The following is a 21599-nucleotide window of genomic DNA, read 5'->3' on the forward strand; positions in this document are numbered from 1 at the left end:
CCCCGGAGAACACCTTCGCGGCCTTCACCGCCTACATCACCAACCGCACCTTCGACTACGACTTCGAGCACCTCCCAGTCACACCGCCACACACCGATCTTGTTTAATTCCAGCCATATCTCTATGACATCTCCGGGGCCGAGCCGAGGGAGGTGTGGTCCGGGGACTGCGGCATCAGCGCGGAGCTCTGGGGAAATAATCTCATGTGCTCGGTGGAGGGCGAGGGCGGAGTGATGGTGACCTCCTATCAGATGGTCGACGGCGCCACTGGGAGCGTCACCCCCCTTGCGTGGACCGAGAACCTGGTGCTCCACTGCGTCGCCGGAGACGTCGGCATATTCACGAATGCAGAGCATCCCGCCAATATGGACGAGATGGAGGGGCGCTCCGCCGATGGGAGTCTTCTGTGGAGCGTGGGCGACGAGGGCGACGGCACATACTCCAGCATGGCGGGCTGCGCCTCTGACGCCCCCATCGTCATCGCCCTGACCGGGTCGAGGTTCGAGGAGAACGTCGTCATTCCCCGTGATGGGAAGAGCGAGGACTCACCCGCCCTGGCCCTCCTCGATTCCAGGACGGGCGCCATACTGACGTACGGAGACAAGTTCCAGGTGGAGCCGCTCGCCAACGGCGAGGTCGCTATAGACGTGTCATACGACTCCGCCCCCGATCGCGGGACCTTGAGCGTCTTCGATAGCCAGGGGGAGAAGCTGTGGTCCGAGGAGGGCAACTGGCTCCTGAGCGTCCAGGCGGACATCTCTTCCGAGGAGCTCCACGACTCCTTGCCGAAGATGAGTGAGAATGAGTGGGACCTCAACATTGTCGGCCCCGACGGCGACGTCCACGTACTGGACTACGACTGCCGCAGTGAGTGGAAGCCGTGCGAGGCGGTTCTCGAGGGCGCCTCCTTCGACGGTCATGCGATCAGCGGCCCCGGTACCGGTATCTCGGCGTACCCCCACCCGACCAGCTTCTTCCTTCTCTCCGACGGCAAGACGGTCCTCGGGTACTGGAGGGGGGAGGAGAATGCTGAGAACAGCGCCCTCGCGGCCTATGACATGGAAACTGGGGAGGAGACCATGCACTACAATCTCTGGGCGCGCTATCTATCCCTTGCGCCGGTCAGGGAGGACCTGATTATCGCCGTCCCCAGTGCCCTCGGCAGCGGGGGCAGCATCACGGCCATCCGCCCCCGGTAGAGGCGCGCCCTCCGGGTCCCGCCTCAGCCGGAACGCGCCGTCCGGGCGCCGTCTCAGCCGGGGCGCCGCACGAGGAGCGCGCCCGCGTCCAGCCGCGCCCGCAGGCCGCGCGTGGGCGCGAGCAGCTCGCCGTCGACCTGGACCAGCGCCGGCTCGGCGAGCCGGACGACCGCCTCGGTGCCCCGGCGCAGCGTCACCCGGCCCAGCGCCCGGGCGGGGTTGGAGTAGGTGGCCGCGAATGGCGGCAGGACCTGGCGCGCCAGGGAGCTCCACCCGGCCACCCCGCCGACCGTGTCGATCACGGCGACGTCCAGCACGCCGTCGTCCATGTGCGCCTCGCGCAGCAGCGTGATCCCGGCGGGCAGCCGGCCGCCGTTGGCCACCAGCAGGGTGCGCCCGCGCAGCCGCTCGACCCGCATGCCGCCGTCGGGCTCGCGCACCTGCACGACCAGGTCCATGTGCGGGGAGTCGAGGTTGGCGACCGCCGCCACCGCGTAGGCCCCCCACCGGATCCGCGCCTTGAGCTCGGGGCGCGTGGAGGCGACCAGTCCCGCGTCGAAGCCGACGCCGGCCACCACCATGCAGACGTGCTCGTCCCTCAGGATGGGCCGAGACCAGCCGCCCGGCGGCGCGGGGGCGGGGGTGACGGTCGGCTCGGTGCCCACCCACACCAGGTCCGTGCGCCGGCCGGTGCCGCGCGCGGCCACGTCGAGCGCCGCGTTGAGGCGGCCGACCGGCAGGCCGAGGTTGCGGGCTGCGAGGTTGGCCGTGCCCAGGGGCAGGATCGCCATCTCGACGCCGGTGTGCGCGACACCGGCCGCGACGGCCCGCACGGTCCCGTCCCCGCCGGCCGCCACGACCAGGCGCGCCCCGGAGGCGACGGCCAGGCGCGCCTGCATGCTGCCGGGCTCGGCGGGCGTCGTCTCCAGCCAGACCGGATCGGCGTACCCGGCGTCCTGCAGGGCGGTGGCCGCGCGGCGCCGGACGGCGTCGGTCGCCCAGGGCTTGGACGGGTTGACGACGACGTAGGCCAGGGGGTGCGGGTGCGTCCCCGTCGTGTCCCGGCGCGTGGTCATGCCCCCAGGGTACGGGCGGCGGCGGCTCCGGGGCAGGGCGGCGGCGCCCCGGCGGGGTCCGCGCCCCCAGCGCTCAGTCCTCCAGGGGGCGCATGGGCAGGCCGGCGTCGTCGGCGAGCCGGGTGAGGACCTCCGCGAGCCGGACGAAGTCCTCCCCCCGCGATGAGGAGGTGCGGTGGACGACGCCGATGCGGCGGACCGGCCCGCGTCCGGCGAAGCGCGCGACGGCGTAGTCCTCGTGGTCGAGCATGTGCAGCGACCCCTCGGGGACGACGGTGATGCCCACGCCGTGGACGACCATGCGCACCACCGTCGACAGGGTCGTGGCCACGGCGGTCGGCGGCTGGGAGCTGTAGCGCTGACACAGGGCCAGCGTCTGGTCGCGCAGGCAGTTGCCCTCGTCCAGGAGCAGCAGCCGCTGGTCCTCGAGCTCGTCGGGCTCCAGGTCGGTGCGGCCGGCCCAGGGGTGGTCCTGGGGGACCAGGACGACGAGCGGCTCGTCGAACATGGGCACGGCCGCGGCGCGGCGGAGATCGTCGATGTCGATGGCGATGACGGCGGCGTCCAGGCGCCCCTGCCCCAGCATGTCGAGGATGTCGCCGGTGACCATTTCGCGCAGCTCGGGGTGCAGGTCGGGCAGCTCGGCGGGCAGGCCGTCGAGGATCACCGGGGCCATGTAGGGGGCGAGAGTCGGGATCAGGCCCAGGCGCATCGTCCCGGTCAGGGCGGCCCCCTGGCTGGCGACGGCGTCGTTGAAGGACTCGGCGGCCAGGACGGCCTCGCGGGCGTAGGGCAGCAGGGTCTCGCCGAGCGGGGTGACCAGGACACGGCGGGTGGTGCGCTCGACCAGCTCTCCGCCGACGCGCTTCTCCAGGGCGGTGATCGCCTGGGACAGGCTCGGCTGGCTGACGCCGAGGGTCGCGGCCGCCTCGCCGAAGTGCTGGTGGTCGCACAGCGCGACGAAGGCCCTCAGCTGCGAGAAGGAGGGGAGGGATGAAGTGGGCATGAGTGCGTCCTGAAGGTGTCGGGTGGTCGGGCTCGCGATAGGCGAAGGCCCACTCACCGCATAACACTACGGTATCCCCAATTAATCCGACCCGTTTCACAGGTTATCTCACAGTGGGGTGGGCGACGGCTCGGGCCGCGGCCCCGGGTCGCTCGGCCGCCTCAGAGGCGTGCGATGAACTGTTGAAGGCTTCAAACGAGAGTTGACGACGCCGAGGCCTCTCTATATTGTTGGTTCCAACAACAAAACGGTGAAGGCTTCCCATGGAAGCCATGAAGCGAGACATGGAGCGTGAAACGCCCGATGAAGAGCGATTCCACACGCGGTCGTCCCAAAACCGTCGGGCGACCTGATGCTGCCGGCGGGAGGGGAGTCTTCGCCGTTCTCGAGCAGCTCGTCGGCCCTCTTGAGCGGTCGCTGCCCGGATCCGCGGAGGTCGTCCTCCACGATCTCGCGGCCCTCCCCGACTCGATCATCGCCATCGAGGGCGACGTCACCGGGCGCCGTCCCGGCGACCCGGCCACGGACCGTCTTCTTGAGGCTGCCGCCGGCGGCGACCTCAGGACTCGCATCGGTTATCGCACCACCTCTCCAACCGGCCGCAGTCTCTTGTCGACGACGATCATCATCCGCGACGCCGATGACCGGCCCGTCGCCGCCCTCTGCATCAACCGTGATGTGACGGATTGGACGATCATCGGCGACGCCGCGCGCTCCATCCTCGGGTGCGAGGAGTTCCTCGCACCCGACGCCGCCGAGCGCGGGGCCGCCGGCGATGACGCCGCCGGGCGGGGTCGGCGGGACGGCGCGGGGACGACCCGCGTCGCGGATGCCGGGGAAGGGGAGGCCTTCGCCCGCGACGTCGATGAGCTCGCCGCCGTCCTCCTCCAGCAGGCCGTCGAGGAGCAGGACGTGCCCGTATCCCTTATGCGCAAGGTGCACAAGGTGGACGCCGTCCGCTCCCTGAAGCGCCGCGGCTTCTTCATGCTGCGCGATGCCGTCGAGATGGCCGCCCGGGCCCTCGGCGTCACCCGCTTCACCATCTACAACTACCTCAACGAGATCGAGGAGATCAACGGGAACGGCGAGAGCGCGGCCCGGGAGGGCGGGCGGGGCTCGGCCCCGACGGCGTCAGCTCCTTCGGCGCGCTCGACTCGGTCGGCCTCGGTCTCCCCGACGGGGGGTGCCTCATGACCGCCGTCGCGGCGTCGGCGGGCTTCGCAGAGCACCTCGACCGCCGGGGCACTCACAGCGCGAAGTGGGACCTCCTCGCCGCCCCCCTCGGCCCCGGAGCCATCAGCATGTCGGTCGCCGACATGGAGTTCCGCACCGCCCCGTGCGTCATCGACGCCGTCGTCGCTGCCGCGCGGCACGGGACCTACGGGTACACGGAGGTCTTCGACGACTTCCGGCGGGCGGCCGTCTCCTGGCAGCGGGAGCGGCACGACTGGGACCCCGGGCCCGCGTGCGTCCGCTTCTTCCCGCGAGTCGTTCAGTGCGTGAGCGCTCTGCTCAATATCGTCCTGCCCGACCGCGGCACCGCCCGGCCCGTCGTCGTCTCCCTCGATCCGGCCTACGGGCCGCTCCTCGAGGTCGCCGAACGATCCGGCGCCGAGATCCGCCGCGTCCCCCTCCTGACCGACGCCCTCCCCGCGCGCATCGACGTCCCCGCCCTGGAGCGCGCCCTCGACGGCGCCGACCTGCTCCTCCTGTGCAACCCGCACAATCCCACCGGTCGCATCTGGACGGCTGAGGAGCTGGGCGCCGTCGCCGACGTCGCGCTGTCCTCCGGGGCCCTCGTCCTCTCCGACGACATCCACGCCGACTTCGAGCGCCCGGGCCGCACCCGCTACGTCCCGATCGCCGTGGCCTCCCCCGCCCTGTGGGGATCGGGGCGCCTCATCCAGTGCGCCTCGCCCGGGAAGACCTTCACGATCGCGGGACTGGAGGCCACCGCCGTTCTCGTCCCGGGGAGCCTCGGCGACGAGCTCGAGGCCGCCAAGCGCCGCATGGGCCTTCACAACCCCTCCTACTTCGCGATCCCCGCGGCCATCGCCGCGTGGACCCGCGGGGCCTCATGGGTCGATGGCCTCCTGTCCATCATCGACGCCAATATCGTCGAGTCCGTGAGGATCGTCCGCGCGGAGCTGCCTCGCGCCCGCGTCACGGATCCCGATGGCACCTACCTCGTCTGGATCGATGCGCGCCCCTACCTGCGCGACGGCGCCGACCTCGACCGCGCGATGCGGGCCTGCCGCGTCGCGGTGAGCCCCGGCGAGGACTTCGGGGACCACTACGCGGGCTGGTTCCGCATCAATACGGCGCTCCCGACGGACGAGCTCGTCGAGGCGCTCCCGCGCCTGTGCCGGGCCATCCGGGCCAACCACGCCGGTCGGGCCGGCGGGGCCGACACCGCTCCCCACCCCTGAGCGTCTCGGGCGGCGTCCCGGAGGAGCGCCCCGAGCCGGGGTGCCGCCCGTCCCGCACAGCGGGCGCGCGGCCGTTCCCGGCCTCCACCCGGATCCCGGCGGCCGCATGACGGGGCCGCATGACGAACTGCGCGGCCACGCCCGCCCGTCGCCGATCTCCGCCCGGACCCCGGGCCCCGAGTCCCGGCCGACGGCGCCCGACGAGTCGCGACCCTCCCCGTTCGTTCCCAACGATCGGGGAACAACCGAGAAGAACAACCCGGAAACGACTCACAACCCGGAAACAACCCAGAAAGGTATCCCTTCATGTCAGAATCCCGCGTCAAGGACGATGCCGGTCCTCAGAGTCCTCAGGATGACCGGGCGGAAGCGTCCCGTGTCCACCGGACCCCGAGCGTCTGGATCGCCGCGATCCCCGTCCTGACCCTCATCGCACTCCTGGGCGGTGGCTACATCGCCGCGGAGCTGCCCGTCGAGCCGCTCCTCATCGCCTCCGCGGTCGTCGCGGGCCTCGTCGCCCGGCACCTCGGCTACGGGTGGAACGAGATCATCTCCTCGATCGCCGAGAAGATCGCCAAGACCATGCCGGCGATCCTCATCCTCATCTGCGTCGGTCTCCTCATCGGCACGTGGATGGCCGGCGGAACCATCCCCATGCTCATCTACTTCGGGCTGAAGATCATCAGCCCGAAGTTCCTCGCCCTCATCGCACTCGTCGTCACGGCGATCGTCTCCCTGTGCACCGGCACCTCCTGGGGCTCGGCCGGCACGGTTGGCGTCGCCTTCATGGGCGTGGCGATGGGCGTGGACGCGAACCTGCCGATGGTCGCTGGAGCGGTCGTCGCCGGCGCCTACTTCGGCGACAAGCTCTCGCCGCTCTCGGACACGACGAACATCGCCTCGGTCGCCACCGGAGTGAACCTCTTCACGCACATTCGGCACCTCATGTGGACGACCGTCCCCGCCTTCCTCACCTCGGCGGTCGTCTACACGGTTCTCGGCCTCCGGTCCCACGGCGGCGCCGTCCCCGAGAAGGTGGGCGCCATCCTCGGCGACCTCGACGCCGCCTTCAACTGGAACATCCTGCTGCTGCTCCCCGTCGTCATCGTCCTGGGCGGATCCATGTGGAAGAAGCCGACGATCCCCGTCATGCTCGTCTCCGCCGCCTGCGCCATGGTCAACGCCGTCGTCTTCGAGCACGTGAGCTTCAAGAACACCATCGTCGCCGGGGTCGACGGCTTCGACGTCAAGATGGTCGGCAAGGCGGGCTTCGACCCCTCCGGCGTCATCGAGGACGTCAGCCGCCTCCTCAACCGCGGCGGCATGAACTCGATGATGGGCGTCCTGCTCATCTGCTTCTGCGCGATCAGCTTCGCCGGCGTCGTGTCGGTCTCGGGCTCGCTCGACGTCCTCATCTCCCGGGTCCTCGAACCCGTCCGCTCGACCTTCGGCCTCATCCTCGCCACGATCGTCACCGGCCTGGCGACGATCGGCATCACCTCCAACGGCCAGGTCTCCCTCCTCATCCCCGGCGAGATGCTCCGCGACGAGTACGTCCGTCGGGGCCTGCACCCGAAGAACCTCTCCCGGACGATCGAGGACGCCGCGACCGTGTGGGAGCCGATCCTCCCGTGGACCTCCGCGGGCGCCTACATGGCCGGGACCCTCGGCGTCGCGACGCTCAGCTACATGCCATGGGCCGTCTCCAACTGGATCGCCATCTTCTTCGCGATGCTCTGGGGCGCGACCGGTATCGGGATCGCGCGCCTCTCCTCGCAGGAGCGGGACGAGATGCTCGCCGACGGCTGACACGCGCACTCGCCGAGCGGTAGGCAGTGCGGGGCGGGCCCCGGTCCTCGACCGGGGCCCGCCCCCGTCGTGAGCCGGTGAGCGCCGGGGCCGGCGGCGTGCAGGACGGTGCGGCGCCCCGGGCTCCTCCGTGAGCCGGTGCGCGGCGGGGCGGGCCGTTCCCCCGGACCGGGGCCCGGGGCCGTTCGCGCTCGCGGGCATGAGGATACCGCCGTGCGGGCGTGGGCTGGTGCTCGTGCCGCTGGTGCTGGTCAAGGAGGATCTGGATGCCGCCGTGCGGGCGTGGGCCGGTGCGTGCCGGGGGCCGTCTCGGCGAATGGGCGGGAGGGTCCGCGCGCGGCCCGGCCCCTCGCTACACTCGGCCCCATGATCGACCTGCGCGCGCTCCGCGAGAATCCCGAGCCCTACCGCGCCAGCCAGAGAGCCCGTGGTGCCGACGTCGCCCTCGTCGACCGCATCATCGAGGCCGATGAGGCCCGCCGCACCCTCCTGCAGGACTTCGAGTCCCTGCGCGCCGAGCAGAAGACCGTCTCCAGGTCGGTCGGCAAGGCCTCCCCGCAGGAGCGCCCGGAGGTCCTCGCCCGGGCCAAGGAGCTGGCCGCCCGGGTCAAGGAGGCGCAGGCCGCCGCCGACGCCGCGGCCGCCGCCCTCGACGAGCTCGCCCACCAGCTCGCCAACCTCATCGCCGGGGCGCCGGCCGGCGGGGAGGAGGACTACGTCGTCGTGCGCCACGAGGGCCCGGCTCCCCGCGACTTCGCCGCCGAGGGCTTCGAGCCGGCCGACCACCTGGCGCTCGGCGAGGGCCTGGACATTATCGACACCCGTCGCGGCGCCAAGGTCGCCGGCGCCCGCTTCTACTTCCTCAAGGGCGCCGGCATGCGCCTGGAGCTCGCCCTCATGACCGCGGCCCTGGGCCTCGCCTCCGCCCGCGGCTTCACGCCCATGACCACCCCCACCCTCGTGACCCCCCAGGTCATGGGCGGCACCGGGTTCCTCGGCGCCCACAGCGATGAGATCTACTACCTGCCCGCCGACGACCTCTACCTCACCGGCACTTCCGAGGTGGCCCTGGCCGGCTACCACGCCGACGAGATCCTCGACCTGTCCGCCGGTCCGCGCCGCTACCTGGGGTGGTCCACCTGCTATCGGCGCGAGGCGGGCGCCGCCGGCAGGGACACCCGCGGCATCATCCGCGTCCACCAGTTCAACAAGGCGGAGATGTTCGCCTACGTCCGCCCCGAGGACGCCGAGGCCGAGCACGCCCGGCTCCTGGCCCTGGAGGAGGAGATGCTGGCGCTGGCCGACCTGCCCTACCGGGTCATCGACACCGCCGCCGGGGACCTGGGCTCCTCGGCCGCCCGCAAGTTCGACTGCGAGGCCTGGCTGCCCACCCAGAGCCGCTGGATGGAGGTCACCTCCACCTCCAACTGCACCACCTACCAGGCCCGCCGCCTGGCCATCCGCGAGCGGCGCGACGGGGGGACCGCGCCGGTGGCCACCCTCAACGGCACGCTGGCGACCACCCGCTGGATCGTCGCCATCCTGGAGAACCATCAGCGCCCCGACGGCGCCGTCGTCGTCCCCGAAGGACTGCGCCCCTACCTGGGCGGCCTCGAGGTCATCGAGCCCGTCGCCTGAGACGGCCGGCCCGTGAACGAGTACGACGTCGGCTCTGCGCCGGGGGACGGCCCCCCGGCCCATCCCCGCCGTACCCCCGGCGCCCTCGGGGCGGCCGGGCCTCCGCTCGTCGGCCCCGCGGCGGGGGCGGACGACGCCGGTCTGGGCTCCTCGAGCGAGTACGCCCGCTCCCACCGCATGCTCCGGCCCCTGCCGCACGACGACTACCACGCCGTGGTCCGGGCGCGCATGGCGGACCTGGACCGGCTCGCCCCCCTGCCCGCCGGGGCGCGGGCCGGGGAGCCGGTCAGCATTGCGTCCTCCGGCGGCCCCCCGACCGGCGCAGCCTCCGGGCTCCACGGCGCGGCCGCCGGCGCCCCCGACGACGGCGCGGGTGCCGGGCCCGCCTCCGCCTCCGTCGTCGGGCCTCCCGGCACCGATGCTGCTCCCGCCTCCCCCGCCGCCTCCCTCGGTCTCCTTCCCGATGAGCGGCTCCTGGTCGCCCTCGACGTCGACGGCACCATCCTGGACATCAACGGGCGGGTCTCGGAGCGGATGATGGCCTCCCTCGCCCGGCTGCGGACCTACGGCGTCCAGATCGTCATCTCGACCGGCCGCGGCATCCAGGCGGCCCTGCCCGTGGCCTACCACGTGGGCCTGACCGACGGGTGGATGATCTGCGCCAACGGGGCCATCACCCTGCGCATGGACCCGGCCGCGCCCGGCGGCTACGAGATCGCCGACGCCGTCACCTTCGACCCCGCCGACGCCATCGCCGCGCTGACGCGGGCGGTCCCGGACGGCATTGTCGCCGTGGAGGTCCTCGGCGACGGGTTCAAGGTCTCGCGGCCCTTCCCCGACGGCGAGCTCATCGAGGCGCAGCGGGTCGTGGGCCTGAAGGAGATGGCCGCCCAGCCCGTCACCCGCGTGGTGCTGCGCGCGCCGGGGATGGACGTGGGCGAGTTCTCGGACCTGGTGGCCGGCTGCGGGCTCCACTCGGTGGAGTACGCCATCGGGTGGACCGCCTGGCTCGACGTCGCCCCCGAGGGCGTGACCAAGGCCTCGGCCCTGCAGGCCCTCGCCGCGCGGCTGGGCACCGATGCGAGCCGCACCATCGCGGTGGGGGACGGGACCAACGACGTCGAGATGCTGCGGTGGGCCGGTGTCGGCGCCGCCATGGGCTCGGCGCCCGGGTCCGTCAAGGAAAGCAGTGACATTGTCACCGGGCCGGTGTGGCACGACGGCTGCGCCGCCCTGCTCGACGCCGTCGTCGAGCGAACGAGAAAGAGGAGCCAGAGCTGATGGCGCGTTCAAAGCCCACTTCCGCCTCCCGGGCGCTTGCGCTCGCCGCCGTCCTGGCGCTGACCGGCACGGGGCTCAACGCCTGCGCCGGCGCGCACAACTCGGCCGCAGAGATCGGCTCCTGCGAGGTCCTCGCCCGGTACACGCCCAAGGACGGCGGGGGCGGCACCGTCAAGATCGCCACCGCCCTGACCGGCACCGAGGGGGAGCGCTTCGAGCAGTCCATGGAGCGGTTCGAGGAGTGCACGGGCATCGACGTCGTGCACGAGGGCTCCGACCGGCTCGAGGAGAACCTGCGCGCCAGGGCCGACGGGACGACGGACTGGGACGCCGACCTCGCCGTCGTCCCCCAGCCCGGTCTCGTGGCGGACCTCGCCGGCAAGGACGCGCTCAGCCCGCTGTCCGACGTCGTGGGCGCCAATGTCGAGCTCGGCTGGGACCACGCCTGGTCCGCGGCCGGCACTGTGGACGGCACCTTCTACGGGGCGCCGCTCATGGCCTCGGTCAAGTCCTTCGTGTGGTACTCCCCGGAGACCTTCGCGAAGGCCGGCTACGAGGTCCCGGCCACCTGGGACGAGCTGGTCGCGCTGACCAACAGGATCGCGGCGGACCACCCCAAGGACGGGGTGACGCCATGGTGCCTGGGGATGGCCGACGGCGGCACCACGGGGTGGACCATGACGGACTGGCTCGAGGAGTCCCTCCTGGCCACCGGCGGCCTCGGCGCCTACGACGCCTGGGCCAACCACACCGTCGCCCTCGACTCGCCGTCGGCCGTCAACGCCCTGGGCACGGTCGACTCCCTCCTAATGAAGGGCGGGCACGTCCATGGCGGGCGCGACGGCGCCCTGTCCACGACCATGGAGCAGGCCGGGCAGCAGCTCGCGGACGGCAGCTGCCTCATGATGCTGGCCTCCTCGAACTTCGAGACCATGCTGCCGGCGGGCACCATTATCACCGACACCAAGGGGCGCACCGGGGAGGGCCCGAGCATCGCCCCGACCGTGGGGGGCGGTGTCGCGGCGAGCGACGGCACGGAGGCGTACAGCGGCACCGACACCAGTGCGACGGCGGGCGCCGGCGCCACGGCGAGCAGCGGCCCGCCCGCGAGCGTGTCGGCCTTCCTCGTCCCCGGCGCCGACGACGCGGACGGGGGGCCGCCGGTGCTCGTCGGCGGGGACTACCTCGTCTCACTGCGCCAGGCGGACGGGACATCCGAGGCCGCCAACGCCGTCATGGACTACCTCACCAGCGCCGAGTGGGCCCAGCAGCGGGCCGAGCTCGGCGGCGTGGCGACCGCCAACCGCGGCGTGGACGTGAGCGAGGTCAGCTCCGACGTCACCGTCCGCGCCACGCGGATCCTCCAGTCGCGTCAGAGCGTCATCCGCCTGGACGCCTCCGACTCCATGCCCTCCCAGGTGGGCACCAGGGCCCTGTGGACGGCGCTGGCCTCCTGGACGGCCGGCGAGCTGGACTCCAAGAGGGCGCTGGCGCAGGCCGAGGCCGCCTGGCCCGACGAGTAGCCGGGCCGGGCGTCCCGTCCGTCCCGCGGGCGTCGCCTGGTCTCGACGACGGTCGGTCGCGTCCACGGGACGGGCGAGGAGGAACCCGCCCACCGACCCCGAGGACTGTCCCGGTTTGCGGCTGGGCGAGGACGGCGATCATATGGCGATACATATGGGCGATACTGCGGGCACGACGGCGGGCCGCCTGCTAACGTTCGACGTGCCCGGTCCGCTGCCGCGACGGCGCAGCGGGCGGGCCGCTGAGGCATCAGCGAGAGCACCGACCGGGTCGAGGAGGACTCATGGGACTGGGATGGTTCGGAGCGCCGGAGCACAACCGCTGGCTCGCCGCCGAGACGCACGCGCTGCTCCGCTTCGCGCGGGCCGCCAGGGTCCCGGCCGGCTTCGGGTGGATCGGCGAGGACGGCCGGGTCGACGCCTCCCACCCCGTCGAGCTGTGGATCACCGGTCGCATGACCTTCGCCTTCTCGCTGGGCACTCTCATGGGCATCCCCGGGTGCCGCCGCTACTGCGACCACGGCGTGCGCGCCCTGAGCCGGGTCATGCGCGATACCGTGCACGGCGGCTGGTACTCCGCCGTCGGCCATGAGCTCGACGCCGAGGGCCGCGGCGTGCCCGCCGACCCCGCTGCTCGCAAGGAGTGCTACCAGCACGCCTTCGTCCTGCTCGCGGCCGCCACCGCCACCGCCGCCGACCGCCCCGGCGCGCACGAGCTCCTGCGCGACGCCATGGCCGTGCAGAACCGCTACTGGTGGGATGAGACCTACGGCCTGCCGATCGAGTCCTACGCCCACGACTTCACCGACCCCGAGGACTACCGCGGCATTAACGCCGCCATGCACACGGTCGAGGCCTACCTGGCCACCGCCGACGTCACCGGCGACCCGACCTGGCTCACGCGCGCGGTCCAGATCATCGACTTCGCCGTCAACGTCCAGGCCAGGACCAATGACTGGCACCTGCCCGAGCACTACGACACGCGCTGGCACCCCGACCTGGACTACAACAAGGACCAGCCGGCCCACCCCTTCCGGCCCTACGGCGTCACGCCGGGCCACGGCCTGGAGTGGGCGCGCCTGACCGTCCAGGCCCGCGCGGCCCTCGTGGCCCGCTCCCTGCCCGTGCCGGACTGGATGCTCGACGCCGCCGAGGAGCTCTTCGACCGCGCCCGCACCGACGGCTGGCGCGTGGACGGCGGCCCCGGCTTCGTCTACACCACGGACTTCGACGGCACGCCGATCGTCCACGAGCGCATGCACTGGGTGGCCTGCGAGGGCATTAGCGCCGCCGCCGCCCTGCGCCGCGCCCTGCTCGACGACGGCCGCGGCGAGATCGAGGTCGAGCACTACGAGCACTGCTACCGATCCTGGATCGACTACGCCGAGGAGTACCTCATCAAGTCCCCGGGCGTGTGGGTCCACGAGCTCGACCGGGACAACGAGCTCTCCACCCGCACCTGGGCCGGCCACCCGGACGTCTACCACGCCCTGCAGGCCACCCTCATGTCCCGCCTACCCGTGTGGCCGGCCATGGGGCAGGCCCTGGCGGAGGGGCGCCTGGACAAGCCCGCCTCGCCGGTTTCGGCGTCGGCCCAGCCGAGCCGCCGGCGGGGGTTCTTCGGGAGGGGCTGAGCGCGGCGCCCCGGCGGGGCGGGCGGGGCTGCATTTCTGAGGCCCTCCCTCGTCCACCCATCTGCGGCGGCGCCCCGGCGCGTGCCGGCGGGGCGGACGACGACGGGGAGGGTTCCGTCGGCTTCTCCTGCTGTGGGTCCGACTCGTGGTGCACCACGACGGCACCAGAGCATCCTCCGAGGCCCGGGCCCGGAAGCGGTCGGTCGAGATCCGGCCGAGGGGCGTTGCTCAGGGCAATGCCGAGGGGGGCTGCCCGCCGGTTGAGGCCGAGGGCGCCCGCTGTTCAGGACGCCGCGGTCGACTGCGCCGCCCGGTGGCTCTCGACGCCGTCATCCGCTCGCTCGAGCAATATTGGGTCTAAAGGTCTATTGACGATCCGGTATGTGCTTTATATGCTAGCCCCACATGCAGGTCATCTATTTCCTGATCTTCTACCCTGAGCCGCATGGGTCTGCATTTGGTGCGGTATCATCGAGGTGATTCCGCAACGGCCAATGTCGCATATCTTGAGTTCTGTCAAGGCGATCCTTATTTTTATGACCTGCCCAGGGTGATCGATGAAGCGCCTTTTAGTGTTGACCCACTTCCGACGGGTTGGTCCAGCAGTATTACGGAAGGATGGCATCACGTAAGGCCGCCTGTCCTTCGCCTGCCGGTACAAGGGTGGAAGATTCATGTGTCGACGACGCCTCAAAATGCTGAGATGACGTTGTCACGTACTGCGAAGGCGTGTGCACCGGAGACCGATCCTGCTGCTCGATGAGCCCAGCGCGAGTCTGGATGCGGAGAGTGAGAACCTGATTGTCGACGCGATCCGGACCATTCCCCCCGATATCACTGTTATTATTATAGCTCATCGCCTGTCGACCATTCGAGACGTTGATCATGTGGCTGTTCTCGACCGCGGGGTGCTCGTCGCGACGGGCAGCCCGCAGCAGGTGGCGTCTTCGTCGCCGATCTATAGGATGCTGATGATGGATGGGGGCATCTCATGACAATTACTGGGCGTGGAGCGACTGCCGGCGGGGAGAGCGATCCGGTCCTACTGCTGGACGGGGTGACCCACCGTTACGGACGGCGCAACAGCGGGCCGGTGATCGGGCCATGCGACCTTGCGCTTGCAATCGGCACCGTTACGGCCCTGGTCGGCCGCTCGGGCTCGGGGAAGTCGACGATGATGAGCTGCGCCGCCGGCCTCCTGCGCGCCACCTCCGGCGCCGTCCACTACCGGGGCAGGAATATCATGCGGCTCTCGGAGGGCGCCCGGGCACGACTCCGCAGGGACGAGTTCGGGTTCGTTTTCCAGGACTACACCCTCGTCGATGCGCTCACCGTATCGGAGAACATCACCCTTCCGGCGCGCATGTCGAGGCGCGCTGTTCGCGAGGAACAGGTGCAGGAGGTGGCCGAGGCGCTCGGCATAGGCGCGCTTCTGGAACGACGGACCGGCGAGCTCTCCGGAGGGCAGCGTCAGCGCGTGGCCATCGGCCGCGCGATCGCCAACGACGCGCGGGTGCTGTTCGCCGACGAGCCCACCGGCGCTCTGGATCCGGTGACCCGCCAGGAGGTGCTGTCGGTCCTCCTGGACCCGGTCGTCCGCGAGGAGCGGGCGGTGCTGGTCGCCACCCACGACGTGTCGCTGGCCTGCAGCACCGACCGTGTTCTCGTCATCGACGGCGGCAGGGTCTCGGCGACCCTGGAGGAGCCGACGCCCGACAGCGTTCTGGGGGCCTTGAGGGAGACGGGGGACGCGGCATGACATCCGGTTCCGCCCGCGACCTGGTCCGCATCTCCTGGAGCGAGCGCGACCTCCTGAAACCGGTCCTCGCCGTTCTGACCGTCGGCGGCCTCGTGATCTCCACCCTGGCGTCCTACGCCTTCGGGCTGGCGGAGGGCGGGGACATCGGGTCATTGGTCACAATAGGGGCCATCGCGATCGTCTGCACGCTGGTGGTGCTGAGAGCGGTGACACGGCATGCCGTGGCGGAGCGCTGGGCCATGGCCCGACGGCTGAGAATCATCGGGATGAGCGCCCGACACCTGCGGCTCGCTCTTCTGATCGAGACGGCGGCGCTCGCCCTCGTAGCGGCCCTCACCGGCACCGTGCTGACCCGGTACGTCGTGGTGCCACTGCTCACCCCCTACCTGGTGTCAATGGATGTGGTGCCGGCGGGCACCTCTGCGCGTTGGCGCCTGAACGCTACACTTCTCACGGTCCTCGGGACGGCGCTCGTCGCCTTCGTGGGGACTTTCGGCGCTTCTTTGACCCTGACCCGGGTGGAGCCCGCCGGCACCGCTCCGCCCGGGCGGGCGAACGGCCCGCACGGCGCCCTGCGCATGGCCGCGCGCCTGCTCGGCGTGCTTGTGCTGACGGTCTGCACCGTGCTCTTGCTGCGGGTGGTGACATCCACGCGTTCGGACGAGACGGCCTTCCTGCTCGGCGTGCTCGCCCTCATCTGTCTGATCGTCCTGCTGTGCATGGTGTGGAGGGCCGTCGCTGCGGGCTGCGGCAGGGCGGCGGCCCATCTCCCGTGGCCCCGGGTGTCCGCGCCCGCGCTGCTGTCACGACGCTGGCACGAGCACCGGCACCAGGTGACGGTCATCAGCGCAACAGTCATCGCCACCATGATGTGCGTCTTCCTGGGCGGCTACCCGGCTGCGACTGACACGATGGCGCGTCACCGGCTCCAAGAGGTCGTGGGGCAGGACCGCGTGGCCCGAGCGGTGCTGCCCGCGATGGAGGCCCGCACGCAGGTGACGGAGGGCGACGGGGTGATCCTGGCCGAGGGGAAGGCGGTCATCAGGAATCCCGGTGCGACCGCCACCGGCGGTGAGGAGCAGGTTCAGTCGATCACGGTGCTCGGCGGGTCCGAGGCCGGTGACTGGCTCGCCTCGCTCGGTGCCACGGCCGGCACCCCGGGCGTGGTGGTGACCCGACAGGGGGCGCTGCACCTGGGTGTCGCACCGGGCGATGAGCTTGTTCTGTCGGGGCGGGGCGAGGGCCCGGTCAGGGTCGCGGTGACCGACGTCGTCGACATGCCCTCGACCTTCGGGGACTGCCTCGTCACCGATGCGGCCGCCGCCGGGCTCGTCACGGGCCCGGTCGCCATGCTCCTGCGCGGCGCCCGGGACGCCCCCGAGGGGTGGGAGGTGCAGCAGGGCTCCGCCTGGGTGCAGGCCCTGGCTCCCGGATCCGCTGTGTCCAACTCGGGAGGGTCCGGCAGCCTTGAGACGCCGCTCCTGGTGGGAGCCCCGCTCGCGCTGTGCCTGACGCTCGCCGCCGCGGCGACTGCGACGACTGTTGTCGCCCGGCGCACGGACCTGCGCGTGCTGGATCTTCTCGGAATGCCCCGGTGGCAGCGCGCCAGGGCGCTGATTCTGTCCGTCGCAATCGATACTCTGTACGTGGGCATCGTGGCGATGGCGGTGGGTCTGGCGCTCCTCACCCTTGTGATCCGCCCGTATGCGACAATGATCGGCGTCAGGCCGACTATTCCGTGGGCGCAGCTGTCCTACATCGCGGTCCCCGTCGTGATCTGGCTCGTTTCCACGGCCTCGGCGCTCTGCGTCTCGTCGTGGCGGCCCTACGCCGCGACGCGCGGATGATCGGCGGTCCGGCTCCTCCCCCGAGCATGGGACGAGCCCGGGCGGCGCCCGGTGGTGACGGGTGGCGACGGCGGGTGGACGACGACGCCGGAGACGGACGCCGGGAGGCCCGGCGGGGTGGTAGGGTCTGGGCTTGCCCGCGGGCGGGGCCCGCGGACGTGGAGAGATGACAGAGCGGCCGAATGTGGCGGTCTTGAAAACCGCTGTACGCCTGGCGTACCGGGGGTTCGAATCCCCCTCTCTCCGCGGCGAGGGCGCGCCGGCCCCGGCCTCGTGCGCCGAGATAGACGTTTTCGTACGAGGTAGACGGTGACACCGTCCACCTCGTACGAAAACGTCTATCTCGACAGGGGCGGCGCGAAGCGGGAGGCGCGCGAGCACGGGGGCGGGCGCGAACGCCGCGGGCGGGCCGCCCGGTTTGGCCCGGACCTGTGCCCTGGGGTAGGCTCATCGGGCCGATCCGGCACCCGGAGATGTCGCATAGTGGCCTAGTGCGCCTCCCTGCTAAGGAGGTTGGGGTGGAAGCCCCTCGGGAGTTCGAATCTCCCCATCTCCGCCGCACCGCGCAGTTCCAGCGAGAGCCCCCGACACGGGGGCGGGCGTGCCCCGCACGTGGAGCATTGCTGCGGCCAATCGTGCCGTGGGACCCGTCGCACTCGTGCCCTCGGACCCGGCAGGACGGGAAGAGCCGTGTCACATTGCTGTCGGGGCTCACATGCCGGCGGGCCCTTCCATGACTCGGGATGGGGCGATAACGTGTGCGCAGGAGCATCCCCGCTCTCCCATGACGCACCACGACGTGCGCCTGACCCTGCCAGGAAGAAGAACCGTGCGCCAGATCCCCTCATCGCGCCCCCAGCGCCCCCAGCGTCCACAGCGCCCATTGCGCCGCCTCATCGCCGCCGGCGTCGCCGTCCTGACCCTCGGAGCGCTCGCCGCCCCGACGGCGGTCGCCACTTCCGATCAGTCCCGGTCCCAGTCGCAGACCACCACCGGCGACCCCTCCTCGAAGATCACCACCGAGCTGACCAGGCCCGACGGCACCAAGGCCGAGACGGTCGAGAACCGCTGGTTCGTCCAGCTGTCCTCACCCGCCGTCGCCGCGGGCGGCTCCCAGGCCACCATCAAGTCCGAGCAGACCGATCTCACCAATGCGATCAAGGACGCCGGCATCGACGCCCAGGTCACCACCGAGTACGAGACGCTGTGGAACGGCGTGGCCCTGTCCGTCAGCGACTCCGACGTCGACAAGCTGGCCGAGCTCGACCAGGTCGTGGCCATCAAGCCCGTCATGGCCATCCCGCGCCCGGGCCTCAACACTGACGACTCCCGCACCGATGAGGAGAAGAACGAGGGCGTCGGCTCCCCCCAGATGGCGCACGCCCTGGGCATGACCGGGGCCGACATCGTCCACTCCAAGCTCGGCTTTACCGGCAGCGGGGTCAAGATCGGCATTATCGACACCGGCGTCGACTACGACCACGTCGAGTTCGGCGGCACCGGCACCCCGGGCGCCGAGGCCCCCGGGGCCGACGGCTCCACCGGCTTCCCCACCTCCAAGGTCGTCGCCGGCTACGACTTCGTCGGCAACGCCTACGGCGACCCCAATATCGCCGACCAGGCCGCGCGCTACAAGCCCGTCCCCGACGCCTACCCCGACGACTGCAGCGGCCACGGCACCCACGTCGCCGGCATCGCCGCGGCCAAGGGGACGCCCGGCACCAAGCAGGTCACGGGCGTCGCCCCCGACGCCCAGCTGGGCGCCTACCGCGTCTTCGGCTGCGCGGGCCAGACCAGCGCCGAGATCATGACGGCCGCCATGGAGCGGGCCGCCGACGACGGCATGGACATCGTCAACATGTCGATCGGCGCCGACTTCATGGTCTTCAAGGACTACCCCACCGCCGTCGCCGCGGAGAGCCTCGCCGCCAAGGGCGTCATCGTGACGACGTCCCAGGGCAACACCGGCGAGACGGGCCGCTGGAGCATGAGCGCCCCCGCCTCGGCCGAGCACGTCCTGGCCGTCGGCAGCGTGGACAACACGGTGGAGACCAACTTCTACATGACCGTGTCCACCAACCCCGGCCAGAAGTACCTCTACGCGGAGGCGGAGGGCGCCGGCGCCGCGATCATCCGCGACAACGCTGCCGCGCACCCGCTGGTGGCGGCCGGCGACCCGGCCGCCGACGGCGGGGACGAGGAGTCCGACGCCTCCCTGCTGTGCACCGCCCCGGCGCCCGGCACCTACTCCGGCAAGACCGTGCTCATCCGGCGCGGGGCATGCCCCCTGCGGCAGAAGGTCCTCAGCGCACAGGCCGGCGGTGCCGCCGCCGTCGTCATGGACAACAACCAGCCCGGCCTCTTCACCGCCGTCCTGTACGGCGACGGCGGCCCGATCACCATCCCGGTCGTCACCGTCTCCCAGGAGGACGGCGACGCCATCCGCGGCGCGCTCGCCGCAGACTCCACGCTGACCTACACCGAGAACACCGGCGAGTTCAACCGGCCCACCGCCGGCCTCGTCTCCAGCTTCTCCGCCTGGGGGCTCAACGACGCCCTCCAGGCCAAGCCCGACGTCGTCGCCCCCGGCGGCAAGATCTGGTCCACCTGGCCGATCGACCACGGCGGCCCCTACCTGACCGCGGAGGGCACTTCCATGGCGGCCCCGTACGCCGCCGGGATCGCGGCGCTCATTGTGCAGGCGCATCCCGAGGTCAAGGACGCCTCGGGCCACGACGCCTTCGCCCAGATCTCCTGGCGCCTGCGCTCGACCGCCACGCCGGTGACCTGGACCGAGGCCGGGGGCGACGCGAGCCTGCTCGAGCCCGCCGCCCGCCAGGGCGCCGGCCTCGTCGACGCCGACGCCGCCGTCCTCGCCTCCGTGCAGCCCAGCTCCTCGGTGCTCAGCATCGGCCGGTACGACAAGCTCCCGGACGGCTACCAGAGCTCGGTGACCCTGACCAACCACGGCGACGGCCCCGTCACCTACGCGCTGTCGCACCAGGACGCGGTGACGGTCACCGGCGCCTCCGAGGCGCCCCAGCGGGGTACGGCCTCGCCGTCGACCGTGTCCACCGACGGCCAGTCGGTCACGGTCCCGGCGGGCGGGACCGCCACCATCGACGTCACCATCACGGCGCCGGACGGCATTGCCGACGGCGACTTCTTCGGCGGCTGGATCGTGCTGACCCCCGCCGGCGCCAAGCCGGTGCGCATCCCCTTCCAGGGCGTGGGCGGCAATCTCGCGCGGGCCGGCGTCATCGGGGAGCGGACCCGCCTGGGCAACCTCAAGGGCGAGGCCGTCGACCCGGCGAGCTACGTGTACGGCGACTCGACGCTGTCCACGCTGGGCGCCTACGAGGACCTCCCGGTCGCGCTCATCGACACGGCCATCCCCTACCGCGGCTCGACCATGGAGGTCTCCCGCGTCAACGCCGACGGCACCACCGAGAGCCTCGGCCAGGTGGCGTCCAACCCGAGCCCCTACACCCGCGCGGACCAGCCGGTGTTCGTGTGGGACGGCAGCTACATCGACGCCGCGGACGGCGACAAGGTCCTGCAGGCCCCCACCGGGCAGTACCAGCTCACCGTGTACGCGCTCCCGGTCGGCGGCGAGGAGGGCGTTGGCGAGGACTGGGCGTCGTGGACATCGCCGACCTTCAGCCTCGACTGGAAGACCGACGGCTACATCCCCCAGGACCGGCTGACCGTCACCTCGCCCGGGGGCGACGGCGCGGGCGGGGACGCGGCCGCGCTGTCCGACGACAACATCTTCTCCGTCGCCGAGGGCCCCGCCGAGGCCTCCTACGACATCGACCTCGGCGGCGTCTACGACGTCGGCAAGGTCCACTGGACGCCCCAGCAGCGCGAGAAGACGGGTCACGCGACGCGGTGGACCGTGCAGACCTCTCTGGACGGGACCGCGTGGTCCGACGCCGGGGCCGCCGACATCGACCCGGCGACCTTCAACCCGGCGATCCTCGAGCTGGGCACCGCCGTGCGGGCGCGCTACGTCCGCGTCACCCTGACCAACGGCCAGGACGGCGCGACCACGCTGCAGAGCGCCGAGCTGCGCATCGCCGGGAACGCCGTGGACCCGACGCCGGGGCCGGGCGACCCGAGCGGCTCGGCGGCTCCGGGCGACCCCTCGGCGCCCGGCGGCTCCTCGCAGGGCCCCGGCTCCGGGTCCCCGGGCGCCTCCGGCACGGTGCCCGGCTTCCTGGCCAGGACCGGCGCGTCCATCGGAATCGGCCTGGTGGCCCTGGGTCTCGTCGCGGCCGGGGTCGTCCTGATGGTCCGCCGTCGTCGTGGGGCCGGGGCTCCCGATGACGGGGCCGGGGCCGAGACCCGCGAGACCGAGACCGGGACCCCTGGGAGCGGGGCCGAGGAGGAGTGAGC

14 protein-coding genes and 2 tRNA genes are annotated in these 21599 nt (G+C 71.7%); 14 read left to right on the forward strand and 2 right to left on the reverse strand.

Annotated features, from left to right (window positions below; translation table 11 throughout):
- Positions 1 to 233 precede the first annotated feature (233 nt).
- Positions 234 to 1199, forward strand: coding sequence for a hypothetical protein (locus O145_RS10635; RefSeq protein WP_156966722.1), 966 nt, complete (start codon positions 234 to 236; stop codon positions 1197 to 1199).
- A gap of 53 nt (positions 1200 to 1252) precedes the next feature.
- On the opposite strand, the gene O145_RS10640 is transcribed toward O145_RS10635, so the two are convergent.
- Both O145_RS10640 and O145_RS10645 read right to left on the reverse strand, forming a co-directional pair.
- Positions 1253 to 2275, reverse strand: a complete 1023-nt coding sequence (locus O145_RS10640) for a diacylglycerol/lipid kinase family protein (RefSeq protein WP_043562828.1) — start codon at positions 2273 to 2275, stop codon at positions 1253 to 1255.
- Positions 2276 to 2348: 73 nt separating this feature from the next.
- On the reverse strand, positions 2349 to 3281 hold the full coding sequence (locus O145_RS10645) for a hydrogen peroxide-inducible genes activator (protein WP_043562830.1): 933 nt from the start codon (positions 3279 to 3281) through the stop codon (positions 2349 to 2351).
- A gap of 303 nt (positions 3282 to 3584) precedes the next feature.
- On the opposite strand from O145_RS10645, the gene O145_RS10650 reads away from it, so the two are divergent.
- From O145_RS10650 to O145_RS10710, 13 genes are all read left to right on the forward strand, one after another.
- Positions 3585 to 4475, forward strand: coding sequence for a helix-turn-helix transcriptional regulator (locus tag O145_RS10650; protein WP_043562832.1), 891 nt, complete (start codon positions 3585 to 3587; stop codon positions 4473 to 4475).
- Complete coding sequence (locus tag O145_RS10655) at positions 4472 to 5710, forward strand: MalY/PatB family protein (protein ID WP_052375006.1); 1239 nt, start codon at positions 4472 to 4474, stop codon at positions 5708 to 5710. Before O145_RS10650 ends, O145_RS10655 begins: the two co-directional genes overlap by 4 nt.
- A gap of 306 nt (positions 5711 to 6016) precedes the next feature.
- Positions 6017 to 7519 carry a Na+/H+ antiporter NhaC gene (gene nhaC, locus O145_RS10660; protein ID WP_043562834.1) on the forward strand — a complete coding sequence of 501 codons (1503 nt, stop codon included), beginning with the start codon at positions 6017 to 6019 and terminating at the stop codon, positions 7517 to 7519.
- 366 nt (positions 7520 to 7885) lie between these two features.
- Positions 7886 to 9157, forward strand: coding sequence for a serine--tRNA ligase (serS, locus tag O145_RS10665; protein WP_043562877.1), 1272 nt, complete (start codon positions 7886 to 7888; stop codon positions 9155 to 9157).
- Between the two features lie 12 nt (positions 9158 to 9169).
- Positions 9170 to 10438 carry an HAD family hydrolase gene (locus O145_RS10670; RefSeq protein WP_043562837.1) on the forward strand — a complete coding sequence of 423 codons (1269 nt, stop codon included), beginning with the start codon at positions 9170 to 9172 and terminating at the stop codon, positions 10436 to 10438.
- Positions 10438 to 11961 carry an ABC transporter substrate-binding protein gene (locus tag O145_RS10675; RefSeq protein ID WP_043562839.1) on the forward strand — a complete coding sequence of 508 codons (1524 nt, stop codon included), beginning with the start codon at positions 10438 to 10440 and terminating at the stop codon, positions 11959 to 11961. The genes O145_RS10670 and O145_RS10675 overlap by 1 nt, the downstream gene beginning before the upstream one ends.
- Positions 11962 to 12245: 284 nt before the next feature.
- A complete protein-coding gene (locus O145_RS10680; protein ID WP_043562841.1) occupies positions 12246 to 13595 on the forward strand; it encodes an AGE family epimerase/isomerase in 1350 nt (449 codons plus the stop codon).
- A gap of 445 nt (positions 13596 to 14040) precedes the next feature.
- Complete coding sequence (locus O145_RS20025; RefSeq protein ID WP_454931067.1) at positions 14041 to 14358, forward strand: class III lanthionine synthetase LanKC N-terminal domain-containing protein; 318 nt, start codon at positions 14041 to 14043, stop codon at positions 14356 to 14358.
- A gap of 294 nt (positions 14359 to 14652) precedes the next feature.
- Positions 14653 to 15354, forward strand: a complete 702-nt coding sequence (locus O145_RS10690) for an ABC transporter ATP-binding protein (RefSeq protein ID WP_169740349.1) — start codon at positions 14653 to 14655, stop codon at positions 15352 to 15354.
- On the forward strand, positions 15351 to 17201 hold the full coding sequence (locus O145_RS10695; protein ID WP_043562844.1) for an FtsX-like permease family protein: 1851 nt from the start codon (positions 15351 to 15353) through the stop codon (positions 17199 to 17201). Before O145_RS10690 ends, O145_RS10695 begins: the two co-directional genes overlap by 4 nt.
- 160 nt (positions 17202 to 17361) lie before the next feature.
- Positions 17362 to 17447 (forward strand) — tRNA-Ser (locus O145_RS10700).
- A 223-nt stretch (positions 17448 to 17670) separates the two neighbouring features.
- Positions 17671 to 17757, forward strand: a tRNA-Ser gene (locus O145_RS10705).
- 228 nt (positions 17758 to 17985) lie between these two features.
- The gene (locus O145_RS10710; RefSeq protein ID WP_084682548.1) at positions 17986 to 21597 is read left to right on the forward strand and encodes a S8 family serine peptidase; all 3612 of its coding nucleotides are present in this window, start codon (positions 17986 to 17988) and stop codon (positions 21595 to 21597) included.
- Positions 21598 to 21599: the final 2 nt, after the last annotated feature.

Source organism: Actinomyces israelii DSM 43320 (assembly GCF_000711965.1).
Classification (GTDB): Bacteria; Actinomycetota; Actinomycetes; order Actinomycetales; family Actinomycetaceae; genus Actinomyces; species Actinomyces israelii.